The organism is Cloacibacillus porcorum, from assembly GCF_001701045.1.
Taxonomy (GTDB): Bacteria; Synergistota; Synergistia; order Synergistales; family Synergistaceae; genus Cloacibacillus; species Cloacibacillus porcorum.
The window spans coordinates 436133-452717 of record NZ_CP016757.1 but is presented as its reverse complement, the minus strand read 5'-3'; the positions used below and the strand labels follow the sequence as shown (position 1 = coordinate 452717).

Sequence of the window (16585 nt, the reverse complement as noted above, 5' to 3'; positions counted from 1 at the left end):
TATTACGCAGATCAGATGTGCCGGCCGCGACGCGAACGGCACATCTAATCAACGGTGCTATAGACCGAGCTCTTTCTTGACGTGCGGAATAAGCCCGCCGTCCTTGATCAGTCCCTGCACGAATTCGGGATAGGGGGGAAAGGGATATTCTTTGCCGCCGGCGATGATTACGCCGCGGTCAAAGTCTATCTCCACAACGTCGCCGGCGTTGATGGCGTCCACCGCGTCGGCGCAGATGATGATAGGCAGCCCCTCGTTGAAGCAGTTACGGTAGTAGATGCGCGCGAAGCTCTTGGCAATGATCGCCGCGATGCCGCGCTCTTTGAGGCAGGAGACCGCCTGCTCACGGCTGGAGCCGCAGCCCCAGTTTTTGCCGCCGACGATGATGTCTCCCGGCTGGGCATTCTTTGTAAATTCGGGGTCAAGGTCTTCGCAGGCAACCTTCGCCATGTCCGCGCGTTCCTTGATGGTATATGTGTATTTCCCCGGGAAGATGACGTCCGTATTGACGTCGTCGCCGTATTTCCAGACTTTACCTTTTACCGACATGATTATAGCGCCTCCCTCGGGTCTGAAATTTCGCCCTTGATTGCAGATGCTGCCACCGTCATCGGGCTTGCGAGATAGATGAAGCTCTCTTTGTCGCCCATGCGTCCCTTAAAGTTTCTGTTGGCCGTGCTGATCGCCGCCTCGCCGGGGGCGAGGATTCCCTCATGGTTGCCCATGCAGGGGCCGCAGCCCGGGTTGCAGATGATGCAGCCGGCGTCGAGGAATATGTCGAAGAGTCCCTCTTTCATCGCCTGGCGGTATACGATCCAGGAGGCGGGGATGACGACCGTGCGGACAGCGACTTTTTTACCCTTGAGGATGCCGGCGGCGAGGCGGAGGTCTTCGATACGCCCGTTAGTGCAGGAGCCGAGGAACGCCTCGTGGATCGGGGTGCCCTTTACTTCCTCAATGGGAGCGTAGTTGTCTACTTTGTGCGGCTTCGCGACGCCGGGCTCGATGTCGCCGAGGTCATAGTGGTACTCAGCCGCGTAGACCGCGTCTTCGTCGGCCCAGAGGGGCTCCCACTTGTCGCTCTTCGCGTTGGCTTTTATCGCGTCAAGGACCTTCTGGTCGGGTTTGCAGACGGCGTTCTTCGCGCCGAATTCAATGCCCATGTTGCAGAGGGTCATACGCTCGGCAATGCTCATGTTCTCAATGCCGTCGCCGTGGAACTCGACGCTCATGTAGTCGGCTCCGTCGGCGCGCACGTCGCCGATGAACTTGAGGATGAAGTCCTTCGCCGAGACGCCGGGCTTAAATTTGCCGGTGACGACAACCTTCATACTCTCGGGAACTTTGAACCAGAGTTTGCCCGTGGCCCAGACCGCCGCCATCTCGGAACGGCCGATGCCGGTCGAGAAGGCGCCATATGCGCCGTAGGTGCAGGTGTGGCTGTCGCTTCCCACCATAACGAGTCCGGGAAGGGCATAGCCCTCTTCGCACATCTTCTGGTGGCAGACGCCGCCTTCGCTCTTCACGTCGTAGAAGTTGGGGATGCCCTGCTCTTTCACGAACTCGCGGACCTCTTTGTGGTTCACCGCGTGGTCACTGGAAGGCGCGGGGACGGCGTGGTCAAGGATGAAGCAGATGCGCTCCGGATATTTTACGTTTTTGACGCCGATCTTCTTAAAGGTCCTGGCGATCGGAGCGCCGTTGTCGTGGCTCATGCACCAGTCCGGCTCGACCGTTACGACCTGGTTGGCTACCACTTCGTATCCGGCCGCCTTGCCCAGCGCCTTTTCTGCAAATGTCTTGCCCATAAGATTTATCCTCCCTCTGTTACTCTCTATTTCGCAGCCGCTTTGGCCTTCATGTAGTTCATGAGGCCGCCGGCCTTCATTATGTCGTTTTCGAGATCGCTGACGGCATCGCCATGGAAGGTGTTGCCGTTGGTGACGTCTTTGATCGTTCCCGTTGAGAGCTCAACCTCAAGCTGATCGCCGTCTTTGATCTTTCCCTCTTTGATGGCTTCGGAGATGCCCTTCACGAAGAGGACGGGATAGCCGTTGTTGATCGCGTTCCGGTAGTAAATGCGGCTGCAGGTCTCCGCGAGGACGCAGGGGACTCCCGCGTACTCGAGGCAGTAGACGGCATGTTCACGGCTTGAGCCGCAGCCAAAGTTTTTGCCGGCCACCACAAAGTCTCCGGGCTTAACTTCCTTGGCGAAGTTTTCTTTGCCGGGATAGTATTCGAAGGCGTACTGCGGCATGTTCTTGGGATCGGTCTCCGCGAGATATTTGTTGTGATAGATGAGGTCGGTGTCGACGTCATCGCTGAATACCCACGCTCTGCCTTTGAGAATTTCGCTCATAACACTCTTCCTCCTCTACTTCAGTATATCTCTGGGGTCTGTGATGCAGCCCTTGACGGCCGTAGCCATCGCGGTCATCGGGCTCATAAGGTAGGTGTGGCTTCCCTTGCCGACCTTGCCGATGAAGTTGCGGTTCGTCGTCGAGCAGCCTACGTCTCCTGACGGCATCGCTCCGTAGTGCTCCGCCGTGCAGAGCGAGCAGGTCGGGTTCGTAAAGACGATTCCGGCTTTGAGGAAGTCAGCGGCCATTCCCTCCTGCACGCAGCGCAGCTGTATCTCCGTCGTCGAGGGGGTGATGATCGTGCGCACCTTCGGGCTGACCTTGCCGCCGCCGGCCATCAGCACTTCGTGAGCGGCTTTGATGTCTTCATAACGCCCGTTCGAGCAGGAGCCGATATGGACCTGGTCTACGACCGTACCCGCGATTTCACGCACCGGCTTCACGTTGTCGGGGGCGTCGGGGCAGGAGGCGAGCGGTTCAAGATCCGTCACATCATAGTGGAGGACCTTGCAGTATTCGGCGTCGGGATCGGCCTTGAGCTCTTCGGCGAGCTTCGCCACTTCGGGTCCGGCGCGCTCCACAAGCCACTTAAGCACTTCGCCGTTCGGCATGATGAGGGGAACCTTGCCGCTCATCTCGGTGACCATCGAGCAGAGCGTGATACGCTCGTCAAGGGTCGCGTTTTCAATCGTCTCGCCGGTGAATTCTACGGCGAGGAAGTCCATGCCGCCGGCGCCGAGGTCGCCGACGATATGGGTGAGGAGGTCTCTCATGCAGACGCCCCTCTTAAACTTTCCCGTCACCTCGATCTTCATCGTCTCGGGAACGCGGAACCAGTTTGTACCCGCGATGTAGGAGGCGGCGATGTCGGAGTTGCCGACGCCGGTAGCGAAGGAGCCTACGGCGCCGAGGAGGTTCATGTGGCTGTCGGTACCGAGGACGACGTCGCCCGGCTTTATCATTCCGGCTTCAAGCATTACGTGCTGTCCGATGCCGTGGTTGATGTCGAAGACGCGGGTGACGCCCTGTTTCTTGCAGAACTCACGAATTATCTTCTGGTTGGTGGCTACCTTCTCCGAGTGAGCGGGAGCCTGAAGGTCGAAGGTGAAGGCGAGTTTGTCGGGGTCCCATACCTTCGCGTCCTTGCCCATCTCCTTTTCAAACTGGAGAACGACGTTCGCGCCGCCGAAGTCGCGGCAGGTCGCCCAGTCAATCTTGCACCAGACGCGGTCTCCGACCTTTACAGGATGGCCGGATGCCTTTTCCATGATCTTGACGATAGATGTCTTGCCCATTTTAGATATCCCTCCGTATTCGATTAGGTGGATAATATTAACTATTTCATTCCAAGGAACGACTTCACGGACTCGAAGTTAATGAAGTCGGCCTTGTTGACGAGTACGCCTTCGGGGCTGCGGAGCGTGCCGTCGCCTTCGTGGGCGTGGTTGGCGATGATGTGGCCGATCGCGTCGGAGCAGCCGTTGCGCAGCGCGATGACCGTCCCCGAGAAGGGATGGCGGAGGTTCTTGCCCATCGTCGACTTCACCGTTTCGCCGGCGGCGTTCTTCTCATACTCCACCAGCTTGCCTACGTCGTGAAGAAGCGCGCCGGCGACAAGAAGGTCGTTGTCGATCGTGAACTTCGCGTCCTTTGCGGAGTAGATGGCGTTGAACTCATCCATCGCCCTCTTCGCGACGCGCGTTACGCCGCGGACGTGCTCTAGATAAGAGAAGGGGCAGTTGGGAATAAGGAGCGTGAAGGGGATCTTGTCCATATCCTCGGGCTCCCAGCCGCCTGTCTTAAGGGCGTCCACATATGAGGCCACTACCTTGGCCTGCAGTTCGGGGTCCTTGATCCATTCGATTTCCGGAAAGAGCTCTCTGATTTTTTTCTCCATTGTCACAATTCCTCCTACAAATTTGTTGTCTGTCCCACACTTGTTTTCTTTTTATATTTATTCGCCCGCCGCAATTCCCTTGTGCAGCGTGCGGTAAATCCTGTCGATATGCTGGGAGGCCGCCTCGCGCGCCCTCTCCACGTTATGATCGAGGATCGCCTCGTACATTTCCTTATGCTCGTTGAGAAAGGCGTCCTTGTCGTCGAGAAGGTTATATATCCTCTCGTGCGTCGCGAGGATCAGGTCAAAATTCATCCTTGTAAGGTTTATGAATACGAAATTATGCGTCGCCTCGGCAAGCAGAAGATGGAAGTCAAAGTCTGCCTGCGCGCGCTCTTCGGGGCTGGAAAGAGTCTTTTCCGTCGCCGTTATGACGCGCAGTATCCTTGTGAGATCCGAGGGAGTAGCGCGCATCGCGCTTTCACCGGCGATCGCGGGATCAAGTATGCGGCGAGCCTCCATAAGCTCAAGTATGGCGGAATCCTCAAGCTGGATCGTGCTGCGGTCCGCGGAGATGGTGCGGGGGTGACGCACAAAGCGCCCTTTACCGGGGATCGACTCGATAAGCCCAAGAAGCTCCATCACACGGAAGGCCTCGCGCAGCGAACTGCGGCTCACGCCGAAAGTATCCATAAGCTGACGCTCCGAAGGAAGCGGATCGCCAGGAAGAATATTGCCCGCGGCTATTTCACCCTTCAGTTTTTCAACCACTTTTTCATAGATTCGAGTTCCTCTTGAAACTGGCGCGTCTATCATTGTGAAAAAACCTCCTTGGTGGACTACCCAGTACACCTTATACTACTTTTTAGGGAAGTTGGCAAGCCTTTTTACGTATTCTAAATAGTCCAATAATTTATGACAATTTACCACAAACAATGAGTTCAACATATTGTGAACGCAATTAATAACCTTGGTACCAGTAATTTTTCCATGATTTTGGGCGGTTAATTTTATTTCTGCGTACTTATAAACTTTTGTCCTATTTTAGATATGATATTTTTATTTGCGAAATCTTCACTTATGGTCTGACCGCGTTTTCATTATGCGGAAAGCACAAATTTCCTGCACTCTCAGTGTGTTTATCGCATAAAGCGGAGTCAAAGACTTCCGTAAAGAGACATTTTGCATTAAACTCTGAACCGTTTAAAAGTTTATATTTTCCGAAGAAAGGGTAGCGATGACGGACAAAATTATTTCACAAACTGGACACTCCAAAACAACCTCCAAACCCCTCGCCACGCAGGAGCTGCTCGGCCTCCGCGGCGCGCGGCTCCTCGGCGTGAACCCACCGGTGCGGGACTTCGCCTTCATGGATCTCTGGTCCAAACCGCTGGGCCTTCTTTACCTTCTCCAGAGCCTCAGAGAGCATAACGAGGTCCGTCTGCTTGACTGCATCGCGCAGGCAGCCGACGGAGAAAAGAGCTTCGGGAGGGTGAAGGTCCGAAAGGAAGAGATCGGGAAACCCGAAGTTTACCGCATGATACCGCGAAGATACAGCCACTTTGGTCTGACCAAAAGTGAAATAATATCATTACTTGAGAGACAGGCGCGCCCCGATTACATCCTTCTCACCTCGGCGATGACCTACTGGTACCCCGGCGTGAGCTGGGCAATCGGCGTATTAAAGGAGATATTTCCACAGAGCCCCGTGGTACTCGGCGGCATATATGCAGGCCTCTGCCCGGAGCATGCGGCGGGACTCGGGGCCGATTACATCATTGGAGACCGCTGCGAGCCGGAGGCGCCCTATCCTGCGATGGACCTCTACGGCAGGCTGTCCTACGGCGTGGTCATGACCTCCTTCGGCTGCCCCTTTTCCTGCCGTTACTGCGCCTCAAACGTATTGTGGCCGCGATACCACCGGCGAAGCCTCGAAGAGGTCCTGCTCGAGATCGGCTTCCAGGCCGCCCTGGGCGCAAAAGACTTCGCCTTCTACGACGACGCGCTGCTGCTGGATAAAGAAAATTTCTTTTACCCTCTGTGCGACGAGATCATGGCGCGCTGGGACGGCGGGCTGCGCCTCCATACCCCTAACGGCCTCCATGTACGCCAGATAGACGCGGAATGCGCCCGTATACTTTACGAGAGCGGCTTCAAGACCATCCGCCTGTCGCTCGAAAGCATCGATCCGGGAGTGGCGCGCGACAGCTCCGGCAAAGTGGCGCGCGGCGAATACGCCGCCGCGGTAAAAAACCTGCTTGCGGCGGGATATGATACAAAGGACTGCGAGACCTACATCCTGCTCGGACTTCCCGGACAGGATCCCGCCTCCGTCCGGGATACGATAACTTTCGTCCGCGACCACGGGGGGACGCCAAAGCTCGCGGAATTCTCCCCCATTCCCGGCACGCCGCACTTTGAAGCGGCGGCGGAAAAGCTGCCTGAATTGAGAACCGAGCCTCTGCTGCAGAACAATTCCGTCTACTGCTCCTATTTCTCAAAAGACATCACGCCGCAGGAGCTGCAGGAGCTGAAAGATATGGCAAGAAGTAAGAGTAACTGACGCCGCCTACCGCCCACAGACGGCAAAGGCTAAAATAACGTGAAACACAAAAACGCCGCCCTGTCATGAAAAAGCGGCAGCGGCGGCGCAGTCTCCGCAAAGTTATAAAAACGGATGCGAATACAGCCGAAAGGCGTCCATCATCGTCGGAATAAAAAAGACGATATTGGCGGCGGCAAGCGCCATAGCGAGAAGGCTCCAGACAGCCGGTCCCCTATACCTGCGGGCTGAACAGGTCACTACCCACGAAACGACGACAATGAGAATAAAATCAAAGACATACGAACAGAGATAATACAGCTCAGGACGCACGCCCTTGGAGACAAACAGCCATAAAAACCTGAATATATAACCGCGGACATGCGGATTCAGCAGTACACCCACGAGCCAGAAGGCGGCGGGCAGCGGTATCTGCCAGTCGGAGGCATCACGCCGCTCCCCGCCGGCCACCGTACCGTACGAAAGCGTTCCGGAGCCGGGACGCTGCTGGCCGGTCAGCCATTTATCGCCTCCGCCGCCCACAATACGTAACGCTGGCTTACCGAAAGAACTATTATCCACTGTGTTCTGTGCGGGAACCTCTCCGCCGTGGCCATCCGCGCCATATTTGCCGTAATATGACATATCCCCAGCCTCCGTTCTTTAATGAAAAACTGCGGCCAGAGTAACATCCTGGGGAAAATCAGTCAACGGAAACCTCCCGTCCAATGCGAAGCCTAGGCCAGCTTCCTCCATAGATATGCCTCATAAGCCGCTCCCGCTAAGATGAAGACGACGACGGCGCGAAATCCGGTCACCGGATCGGTGAAGCCGCTGATATAAGAGGTCGTCAGCGGCACAAGCGCAAAATCAAAGGCTACCAAAAACCACGTCAGGGCGATCGCCTGCGGCTGCAGCCGCAGGGGCGCGTTGTCAGAGACAAGCGCCAGATGCAGCGGGAAGCCAAAACCCATGCCGACACCGAAGACGACCCCCAAGAGCATCAGCGAACCGCGGCTGGGGCTGATCGAGGCAAAAAGCAGCATGAGCGACATTCCGGCAATGATCGGCACCGAGAGCCTCCTGCGCGGATAGCGGTCAAGCACCTTACCGAGAAAGAGGCGTACCAGCACGCCGATCACGGCATTGCTCGAGAGAAAATAGGAGGCCATCAGACCGTAGCTGGAGGTCATCGAAGCCATAAAGGCGGAGGCGGCGTCCGTCAATGAAAATAGGAACATCGAAAAGAGCGCCAGAGACAACTCAGGTATCTTCAGGCAGTCCCCGATGCCCCGAAGGGGATTCGCCGCCGCGTGTGAGGAGTCGAGGACGACATCCTCGGTGTTGAGGACAAAGACAGTCAGAAAGGCCATCGCGGAGGTCAGCAAAACGGGAATGATAATATAAAGGGTAAAACAGCCGTGCGCCAGCAGCCAATCCGCAATCGGCACGATCGTCATCATCGGCGCCAGTCCGCCCGCCATGATCAGCGAAAAGGCCAAACCGCGCTCCCTCTCCTCAAAGGCCAGGGACTGGTAGGTGGCAAGGGATATCTGCGAAAAGGCGGTCCCCACGCCGAGCAGGAAGCGCGCGGCAAAGGCGCTGCAGAAGGAGCTCCCCGCAAGAACGATCCAGACGGAGGCGGCCACCGTAGATATGCCGCCGATGACAAACAGACGCTTAAAGCCGCTGCGGACAAGCACGTTGCCGAGCAAAAGGCGGAAAATAAGCGTGGCAAAATAAAAGGCGGAGACAAGCAAACCCGACTGCGCCGGCGTAAATCCCACGTTGGCGTAATAGATCGGCAGCAGATAAGAGACGTTGGAATAGCCGAACATCAGGAAAAAGCCCGCAGCGAGAAGAACTATCTTTTTATTTTTACCCTGCGTTCCCCCGCCGCTGAAAATCATACGCACAGCCCCCGATCTCTGCCGGATATCCTTTCGTTTATTTTACATTAAATATCCCTTCCGCGGAGGAGACGATAAAATTCATCCGCGGCACTATAAAATGTCGATAAACAAAGCTAAAACTTGGCATGCTTCCTGCGCATGTTGCACAGTTACATCAATTAGAATTTATTCTTAATTTAAAACAATCACACTATATTGACAAAAGATTCTAAGTATATATAATCTAGGTCAGCTGTCCCAGTTTTAAATACGGGTTATATGCCCCGATTTTAATCCGAGGAGGAAGTTTGATGAGCCTGCCTTCAAAAGTTATGGCGTTAGTCGAAGTACTTCTGGAAACAGACGACAATATTGGAATCAGAGAACTTGCTCTGAGGACAAATATCTCGAAAAGTACGGTTCAACGAATATTAGATTCTCTTGAGGAAAACGGCTGGGTCACACAGGACGCGAAAACACTCAATTACAGAATAGGATTCAAGCTTTTAAGCATGACAAATTCGTGGCGGCTGCGCCTCGAACTCACAAGACATTCCCATGATGAAATGGTCCGGCTATGTGAAGAAAGCCGTCAGACAGTCCTATTGCTGGTACAGGATGGTTATCGTGGAATCTGCCTTGATAAGGTAGAACCGGAAAGAACCATAAAGCTTGTCGCTGAAATGGGCAAGGTATTCCCACTTCATGCCGCCGCCTGCGGAAAAATTTTGTTGGCTTACGCGCAGCCAAGCCTGCAAAACCACATTCTAGAGTCGACACTTGAAACTTACACACCACTTACGATCACGGATTCAAAAGCTCTCAAGCTGGAGATAGAGAGAATACGCGCCGAGGGCAAGGCTATCAGCGTCGAAGAAATGACATATGGGGCGGCGGAGATAGCCGTCCCTCTATTCAACTCCGACGGCAGCCTGATAGCGGCACTGAGCATCGCAGGCCCTAAATTCGACGTAGAACCCAAACTGACTTCTCTTGAGTCATTATTGAGATTATCGGCTGACAATATCGTAAAACAATTGATCAACGACAGAAAAAATAACTGCGACTAAAACATAGAGGGAGGAAGGTACAAATGGAAGCCCTACTAGAAGCCCGAGCTTTATCCATACATTTTGGAGGGTTAAAAGCGGTTGAAAAAGTCGATCTGGATGTCAGGGAAGGAGAGATAATGTCTCTGATAGGTCCTAATGGCGCAGGGAAAACAACTTTTTTTAATCTTGTAAGCGGTTTTTTAAAACCTACTTCCGGGACGGTATCTTTTGACGGCCATGATATAACTGGAAAAGAACCGTATGAAACGGCAAAGCTGGGACTTGTCCGGACGTTTCAGAAGACGAACATCTTCGCTGACGTTACCGTAGCCGACAGCATAAAGATCGGCTTCAGCCAACACCGGCACGCAAATATCATTGATATCTTATGGAACGGGCCTGTATCCAAAAAAGAAAATATTGAGACACAGAAACAAGCAGACGAAATTTTAGAGTTTTGCGGACTTTATGACTGGAAAAACTTTTTAGTTAAAAACATCCCGTACGGGAAACAAAGAATGCTGGCGGTAGCTCTAGCTCTGGCGACATCTCCAAAATTACTGCTCCTTGATGAACCAGCCACCGGTCTTAACCCCGCGGAGACAAAAGAACTTATAGATATCATCCTAAAAATAAGAAATGAACGAAAAATTACCGTGTTTCTGATCGAACATAATATGAATCTTGTCGTTTCTATCTCGGACAGGCTTGCCGTTCTCTGTTATGGAGAGAAACTCACTGAGGGCGTTCCCAGTGAGGTGGCAAAAGATCCCAGAGTAATAGAAGCATATTTAGGAAGGGGGTTCCGGCAAAATGTTTCTTAGCGTTAAGAATCTTTGCGCTGGATATGGGAGGATAGAGGCTTTACATGACATTACCATTGAGGCGGAAAAAGGCTCTATCGTGACGTTGATCGGAGCAAACGGAGCCGGAAAAAGTACCTTCATGATGTGTCTGTCTGGTGTTTTAAGACCGACCTCCGGCACTATAGAATTTAACGGACAGTTTATCCAGAATATGCATCCAGAAGAAATCGTAGCCGCCGGCCTATCCCAGTGCCCGGAGGGTAGAAGGGTATGGCCAAAGATGACGGTCCAGGAAAACCTTGAAATGGGCGGCATTTCCATTAAAGATCCCAAAGTTATATCCGATCGCCTGGATATGGCTTTTACAAATTTCCCCATCTTGGCGGAACGTAAGAAACAGCTGGCCGGCAGTTTGAGCGGCGGAGAGCAGCAGATGCTGGCGATCGCCAGAGCTCTGATGTCCGAGCCTAAGCTGCTGCTGCTCGATGAGCCATCGCTTGGCTTAGCGCCGATAATAGTTGAGAAAGTGGTAGACATCATCAAAAAGATACGCGATAACGGTACATCGGTTATATTGGTCGAACAAAACGCTTTCATGGCCCTCTCCATCGCAGACTACGCCTACGTTCTGGAAACCGGACGAGTAGTTCTTTCCGGCAAGGGGCCAGATCTTTTAAAAGACGACAATGTGCGGAAATCCTACCTCGGAGTGTAGGATAAAAATATATGGAGGTGTTTTTGTAATGAAAAAGTTGTTCTCGTACCTGATACCAGCCTTGCTTGTTTCTTTGATGTGCGTTTCCACTGCCGGCGCGGCCATTCCCAAAGGCCCCATCAAAATAGGCGTAGTTATGCCAACTACAGGCCCTATCGCCTATGACGGGCGTCTGACCCTTAACGGAATAGAAATGGCCGTCAGTGAGGTGAACAAAGCCGGCGGTATAAAGGGAAACAAAATTGAACTATTTATTGAAGACAGCGCCAATGTTCCGGCAACGGCAGTTGCCGCGATGGAAAAATTGGTCGGCATGCAGAAGGTTACCGGAGTTATCGGAGATTTCGGCAGTTCCTGTACTTTGGCCATGATGGATGTGGCCCAAAGATCACAGACACCACTGATCACTCCAATCTCACTTGCCCCCAAGATTACCGAGATGGGCAACAAATGGATGTTCCGCGGCTGTGATAACTCCGCAATGATCGCCAAGGCCTTTACGAAATGGGCGGTTAACGACAAAAAGGTAAAGAAATGGGCCTATATCGCCATCAACACGGATTATGGACGCGGTTCGGTCGAAGCTTTCAACGCCGAGCTGACAAAACTGGGTGGGAAGGCCGTATTTACAGAATATTTCAACCAGGGTGAAACAGACTATTATCCGATAGTGACAAAGCTAAAGGCATCAGGAGCCGACGCTCTTTGCCTCTTCGGTGAAACCGTGGACCTTTCGCGCGTAGTGTCTCAGTTTTATGAAATGGGACTGGGAGGAAAGATGCTTGTAATGGATCCCACCAGCGGGACTTTCAATGAAAAGTTTATAGAACTCGCTAAGAAAAACGCCAACGGAATAGTCGGTGCCAGCCGCTTTGTCGCCAGCATACCAACGCCGGCGGCAAAAAAATTCACCGCGGACTATAAGGCTCTGTACAAAATCAATCCCGAAAAGTACGCGCAAGCGGGATACGATTGCATGAAAATGCTCGCTACAGCTATTGAAAAGGCAGATTCTACGGATAGGAGCAAAGTCCGCGACGCACTGGCGGCGATAAAATATGAGGGTCCGCAGGGTAAAGCCCACTTCGACGCTAAAAATCAGCTTCAGATCAGTGAATATATAGTTGCGGTCAACGATGGCAATATCGTCGTCATAGCCGGACCTATATCAGGCGAATAAGTAGTTTTAGAGAGATTTTTAATAAGGGCTGTGCACAAAACAGCTGATGCCTGTTTCCACAGCCCTTGCACATCCGGCTCTTGAAATTAAGGAGTGAAGCGCAATGATGCTGACTGTTTTTCTTCAACAAACGCTGAACGGGATCATACTGGGTTGTATTTACGCGTTAATCGCCTTGGGACTTTCCCTTATATTCGGAATTCTGGAAACCGCTAATTTCGCGCATGGAGAATTTTACATGATAGGCGCCTTTATCGGCTTTTTCAGCACGTCATTATTGGGAATCCCTTTTTTCATCTCTATTCTGGTCGCCATGACCGGAATGGGATTGTTAAGTGTGATCATAGAACGTGCGGCATTCAGGCCAATTGTGGGAAAACCGCTCATAAACAGCATGCTCCTCTCTTTTGGCCTCTCAACGGCTTTGGCTAATCTGGCACTCTTTCTCTTCAAAGCTGACCCCAGAAAAATCGAGTCCGGGTTAAATGGGATACACTTCGACATCATGGGAGTATTTATGACGGGAGAAAGGCTAGCTATATTAGTATTATGTATAATATTAGTATGCCTGCTCTCCTGGTTTATACAATATACAAAAACAGGCAAGTCTATGAGGGCTGTGGCTCAAGACCGCACCGCTGCTGAATTGGCTGGTATTAACGTCCGCCGTATCTATTCCATCACCTTTGCCATAAGCGGCGCGCTGGCCGCCGCCGCAGGAACAATGGTCGGGGCAATGTTTTTTGTACAGCCGGACATGGGGCTCGCCGTTACCCTCAAATCTTTTGTAATCATCATTTTGGGGGGCATTGGACAGATAAAAGGCGTAATTTTCGCCGCGATTCTTATTGGGCTTGTCGAAAGTCTTGGCGGAGGTTTTGTAAGCTACGCATACAAAGACGCATATCCTTTTATACTAATGATTCTGCTCTTCATATTTAAACCAGAAGGACTAGCCGGAGGCGGTAAATAATGAACAAAACGACAAAATACCTGCTTATACTTGCCGCTGTTCTTGTATTGCTTATACTGCCACATCTATTCACGATGGACTATTATCTGCATATCTTTGTCATGTCGGAGATATATGCAGTCCTTGCTCTGTCCTTAGCGCTGATCGTGGGTTTTTCCGGTCAGGTATCGATGGGACACGCCGCATTCTACGGTATCGGAGCCTACATTTCAGCGATCCTCAGCACAAGGTTTGGACTGTCGTTTTGGATAACATTCTGGCTCTCAGGTATAGCCGCCGGTATCGTTTCCTATATTATTGGAAAACTCGTACTTCGGCTCAAAGGGCATGTATTGGCCATCACAACAGCTTTCTTCTGCGTTCTGGTTAATGTGATAATGGTCAACTGGATACCAGTTACCAATGGCCCGATGGGCATCGCGGGAATACCGCGTCCCACGCCGATAGATATCTTTGGATTAAGGATACCCTTTGAAACACGCATGCACTATTACTATCTGGGGCTTGTCTTTGTGGCCGTCGTGTCATGGTTTTTTTATAGGATCACGACATCTAGGCTGGGAGACAACCTGATAGGGGTCCGGGAAAATGAAGAGCTTGCCAAATCTCTGGGAATAGACACCATGAAAAACAAGGTCTTCAGTTTTGCGGTGGGCGGGGCGCTGGCTGGTCTGGCAGGTTCTTTCTACGCTCACTACATATTATTCATCAGCCCAGTAACGTTTACAATCGGTGAATCGATCAATATACTTGTAATGGTGATTTTTGGTGGGATGAGTACCCTCTTGGGACCAATCTTCGGCGCTATCTCTTTGACGATACTGCCTGAATTTCTACGAATGGCGGGAGCGCTGCGATTGGTAATATACGGCATCGCGTTGGTATGTTTCATAATATGGCTCCCACAGGGAGTATGGGGAAGTTTGAAAAATTGGTGGATAAATAAAAAAACCGCGGTAAAACCTGAATAAAATTCAAAAGGAGAAAGGAGTTTCGCAATAAACTCCTTTCTTTTTTTATTTTACTACGCCTTCCCCTGCGACTTCAGATACTCCAGGCTGTGGTTGTACATATACTCCATCGGCGGTTCGATGCCGAGCCAGAGGCGCATCTGCTCCGCCGCCTGATAGGTGTTCATCCAGAGGCCGGAGAGGGTCCGGCAGCCGCGGGCCGCGGCCTCGCGCAGCAGCTTCGTCTCCACCGGCACGTAGACGACGTCGGCCACTATGTGGTGCGGCTTAAGGAGGTCAGGGTCGAAGAGTATCTCGTCGACCTTCGGGTACATTCCCACCTTCGTCGCGTGGATTATCACGTCGTACTTTTCAAGCGCCGCCGCGATGCTCTTCTCCGTCATCTCGCCGATGGTGCAGACGAAGGGGAAGTGCCGGTCTACGCGGTCGAAGAGGGTCTCGGCGCAGAAATAATCTTTCGCGATACAGAGCGACTTGATGTCCTTCGCCCCCTCCATCGCAAGGGCACAGGCGATCGCCGTCCCCGCGCCGCCCGCCCCGAGGATGAGATAATTATGGTCGGGGATCTCAAGCCCAAGCTGCTTTTGAAGTGAGAGGACAAAACCGGTCCCGTCCGTGTTGTGGCCGATCTTTTTGCCGTTCTCGAAGACTATCGTGTTGACGACCTCCGTGAAGCGCGCCGAATCCGCCAGTCCGTCGAGGTATTTATGTACCTGCGTCTTGAAGGGCATCGTCACGCCGGAACCGGCGTAGTGAAAGTTTTCAAGGTTTGTCACCACCGGCTCGAGCTGGTCCATTGAAAGCTCGAGCGGCACATAGAGCGCGTCGATCCCCAGCTTCTGGTAGACGCTGTTGTGCATGAAGGGGGCCGCGCTCTGCCCCAGCGGGCTGCCGAGCAGACCGAAAAACTTCGTATTTACCGAGCTGTTAAATATTTCCTGTTTATCCATCTTGATTGCATCTCCTTATATTAGAGCAGCGCAAGGCTTATCGCCGGTATAAATGTGATCAGCAGCAGCGAGACGAGGAAGGCAACGATGAAGGGAATCGCCTTTCTCGCAATCGTCACCACCGAGATGCCCGTCATCGAGCTGGCGACGAAGAGGTTGATGCCCATCGGCGGCGTCACGAAACCTATCGCGAGGTTGACGACCATGATGATGCCGAAGTGGATGGGGTCCACGCCTATCTGCTTTACGAGCGGCAGCAGGATCGGCGTCAGTATGAGGATCGCGGGCGAGGTGTCGATCACCATGCCGACGACGAGCAGGAAGAGGTTTATCACGATGAGGATGGCTATCTTCGAGCTCACAAGGCCGGTGATCATCATCGCGATCGTCTGCGGCGCCTGCATGATCGTGAGGACGCGCCCGAAGGCCATCGCGCCCGCGAGGATGAAGGTTATCGGACCATAGGTGACCACGGCCTCGACAAAGGCCGAGACGACATCCCTGAAGGTCATCGTCTTATAGACGAAGCAGCAGACGATGAGGGCGTAGACCACGGAGACGCAGGCCGCCTCGGTGGGGGTCGTCACGCCGCCGTAGATGCCGCCGAGGATGATGACCGGGGTCATGAGCGCCCAGAAGCTCTTGGAGAAGATGTGCCAGAGGCCGTTCTTGCGCAGTTCATAGCAGTACGCGGCGAGCTTTTCCTTGTCCTCTCCGTGCTTCCAGCAGTAGTAGCAGGCGTAGGCCATAAGGCAGAAGCCGATTAGAAGCCCGGGAAGAATGCCGGCGATGAACATCGCGCCCACCGACACCCCCGACGAGAGGCCGTAAAGGATGAAGGGGATCGACGGCGGGATGATGACGCCAAGGCCGCCGGCGGTGGCGACGAGCGCCGTCACAAAGGTCTTGTCATATCCGAGGCTGACGAGAAGCGGGATCGACATCGCGCCGATCGCGGCGACCGTCGCGGGGCCGGAGCCCGATATCGCGCCGTAAAAGAGGCAGGTGACGACAACCGCGCAGGGCAGGCCGCCCGTCTTGTCTCCCGCGAAATAGGAGAACATATTGAAGAGCTTGTCCGAGACGCCGCCCCTGGCCATGATGATGCCGGACAGGACAAAGAGCGGCACCGCAATAAACGGTGTGGAGTCAACGCCGCCAACCATCTGGCGGACGATAAATTCGATCTTAGCGGGGAACATAGGGTTGAGAAAGTGTGGGACCATCGCCGAAATTCCCATCGTGATGCCGACGGGGACGGTGACGGCGAGGCAAATCGCAAATACCGCAAATACATATCCTAACAT

The 16585-nt window shown here is 53.1% G+C and carries 17 protein-coding genes; 7 read left to right on the top strand and 10 right to left on the bottom strand.

The window, feature by feature from the left end:
- Window positions 1-57 precede the first annotated feature (57 nt).
- The 6 genes from BED41_RS02040 to BED41_RS02015 are packed head-to-tail and all read right to left on the bottom strand — an operon-like array spanning window position 58 to window position 5013.
- Window positions 58-549 carry a 3-isopropylmalate dehydratase small subunit gene (locus BED41_RS02040; protein WP_066742453.1) on the bottom strand — a complete coding sequence of 164 codons (492 nt, stop codon included), beginning with the start codon at window positions 547-549 and terminating at the stop codon, window positions 58-60.
- A 2-nt stretch (window positions 550-551) separates the two neighbouring features.
- Complete coding sequence (locus tag BED41_RS02035) at window positions 552-1808, bottom strand: 3-isopropylmalate dehydratase large subunit (RefSeq protein WP_066742448.1); 1257 nt, start codon at window positions 1806-1808, stop codon at window positions 552-554.
- 26 nt (window positions 1809-1834) lie between these two features.
- A complete protein-coding gene (locus BED41_RS02030) occupies window positions 1835-2359 on the bottom strand; it encodes a LeuD/DmdB family oxidoreductase small subunit (RefSeq protein WP_084002193.1) in 525 nt (174 codons plus the stop codon).
- A 15-nt stretch (window positions 2360-2374) separates the two neighbouring features.
- Complete coding sequence (locus BED41_RS02025; protein WP_066742445.1) at window positions 2375-3655, bottom strand: 3-isopropylmalate dehydratase large subunit; 1281 nt, start codon at window positions 3653-3655, stop codon at window positions 2375-2377.
- Between the two features lie 41 nt (window positions 3656-3696).
- Window positions 3697-4257, bottom strand: coding sequence for an HD domain-containing protein (locus BED41_RS02020; protein WP_066742443.1), 561 nt, complete (start codon window positions 4255-4257; stop codon window positions 3697-3699).
- Window positions 4258-4314: 57 nt separating this feature from the next.
- Window positions 4315-5013: a FadR/GntR family transcriptional regulator gene (locus BED41_RS02015; protein ID WP_066742441.1), complete on the bottom strand. Its 699-nt coding sequence runs from the start codon at window positions 5011-5013 to the stop codon at window positions 4315-4317.
- A 421-nt stretch (window positions 5014-5434) separates the two neighbouring features.
- On the opposite strand from BED41_RS02015, the gene BED41_RS02010 reads away from it, so the two are divergent.
- Window positions 5435-6760 carry a B12-binding domain-containing radical SAM protein gene (locus tag BED41_RS02010; protein WP_084002192.1) on the top strand — a complete coding sequence of 442 codons (1326 nt, stop codon included), beginning with the start codon at window positions 5435-5437 and terminating at the stop codon, window positions 6758-6760.
- 102 nt (window positions 6761-6862) lie between these two features.
- On the opposite strand, the gene BED41_RS02005 is transcribed toward BED41_RS02010, so the two are convergent.
- Both BED41_RS02005 and BED41_RS02000 read right to left on the bottom strand, forming a co-directional pair.
- Window positions 6863-7384: a hypothetical protein gene (locus BED41_RS02005; RefSeq protein ID WP_066742439.1), complete on the bottom strand. Its 522-nt coding sequence runs from the start codon at window positions 7382-7384 to the stop codon at window positions 6863-6865.
- 92 nt (window positions 7385-7476) lie between these two features.
- Complete coding sequence (locus BED41_RS02000; RefSeq protein WP_066742436.1) at window positions 7477-8649, bottom strand: MFS transporter; 1173 nt, start codon at window positions 8647-8649, stop codon at window positions 7477-7479.
- Window positions 8650-8942: 293 nt separating this feature from the next.
- On the opposite strand from BED41_RS02000, the gene BED41_RS01995 reads away from it, so the two are divergent.
- The 6 genes from BED41_RS01995 (at window position 8943) to BED41_RS01970 (ending at window position 14328) form a co-directional block, all read left to right on the top strand.
- The gene (locus BED41_RS01995; protein ID WP_066742434.1) at window positions 8943-9701 is read left to right on the top strand and encodes an IclR family transcriptional regulator; all 759 of its coding nucleotides are present in this window, start codon (window positions 8943-8945) and stop codon (window positions 9699-9701) included.
- Between the two features lie 23 nt (window positions 9702-9724).
- Window positions 9725-10507 carry an ABC transporter ATP-binding protein gene (locus tag BED41_RS01990; RefSeq protein ID WP_066742432.1) on the top strand — a complete coding sequence of 261 codons (783 nt, stop codon included), beginning with the start codon at window positions 9725-9727 and terminating at the stop codon, window positions 10505-10507.
- A complete protein-coding gene (locus tag BED41_RS01985) occupies window positions 10497-11204 on the top strand; it encodes an ABC transporter ATP-binding protein (RefSeq protein ID WP_066742430.1) in 708 nt (235 codons plus the stop codon). The genes BED41_RS01990 and BED41_RS01985 overlap by 11 nt, the downstream gene beginning before the upstream one ends.
- A 28-nt stretch (window positions 11205-11232) precedes the next feature.
- The gene (locus BED41_RS01980; RefSeq protein ID WP_168160214.1) at window positions 11233-12384 is read left to right on the top strand and encodes an ABC transporter substrate-binding protein; all 1152 of its coding nucleotides are present in this window, start codon (window positions 11233-11235) and stop codon (window positions 12382-12384) included.
- A 103-nt stretch (window positions 12385-12487) separates the two neighbouring features.
- The gene (locus BED41_RS01975) at window positions 12488-13357 is read left to right on the top strand and encodes a branched-chain amino acid ABC transporter permease (RefSeq protein WP_066742426.1); all 870 of its coding nucleotides are present in this window, start codon (window positions 12488-12490) and stop codon (window positions 13355-13357) included.
- Window positions 13357-14328, top strand: coding sequence for a branched-chain amino acid ABC transporter permease (locus tag BED41_RS01970; RefSeq protein ID WP_066742422.1), 972 nt, complete (start codon window positions 13357-13359; stop codon window positions 14326-14328). Before BED41_RS01975 ends, BED41_RS01970 begins: the two co-directional genes overlap by 1 nt.
- A 53-nt stretch (window positions 14329-14381) precedes the next feature.
- Here the strand turns inward: BED41_RS01970 and aroE are convergent, their stop codons facing one another.
- Both aroE and BED41_RS01960 read right to left on the bottom strand, forming a co-directional pair.
- A complete protein-coding gene (aroE, locus tag BED41_RS01965) occupies window positions 14382-15278 on the bottom strand; it encodes a shikimate dehydrogenase (RefSeq protein ID WP_066742419.1) in 897 nt (298 codons plus the stop codon).
- 20 nt (window positions 15279-15298) lie between these two features.
- A complete protein-coding gene (locus BED41_RS01960) occupies window positions 15299-16585 on the bottom strand; it encodes a TRAP transporter large permease (RefSeq protein ID WP_066742416.1) in 1287 nt (428 codons plus the stop codon).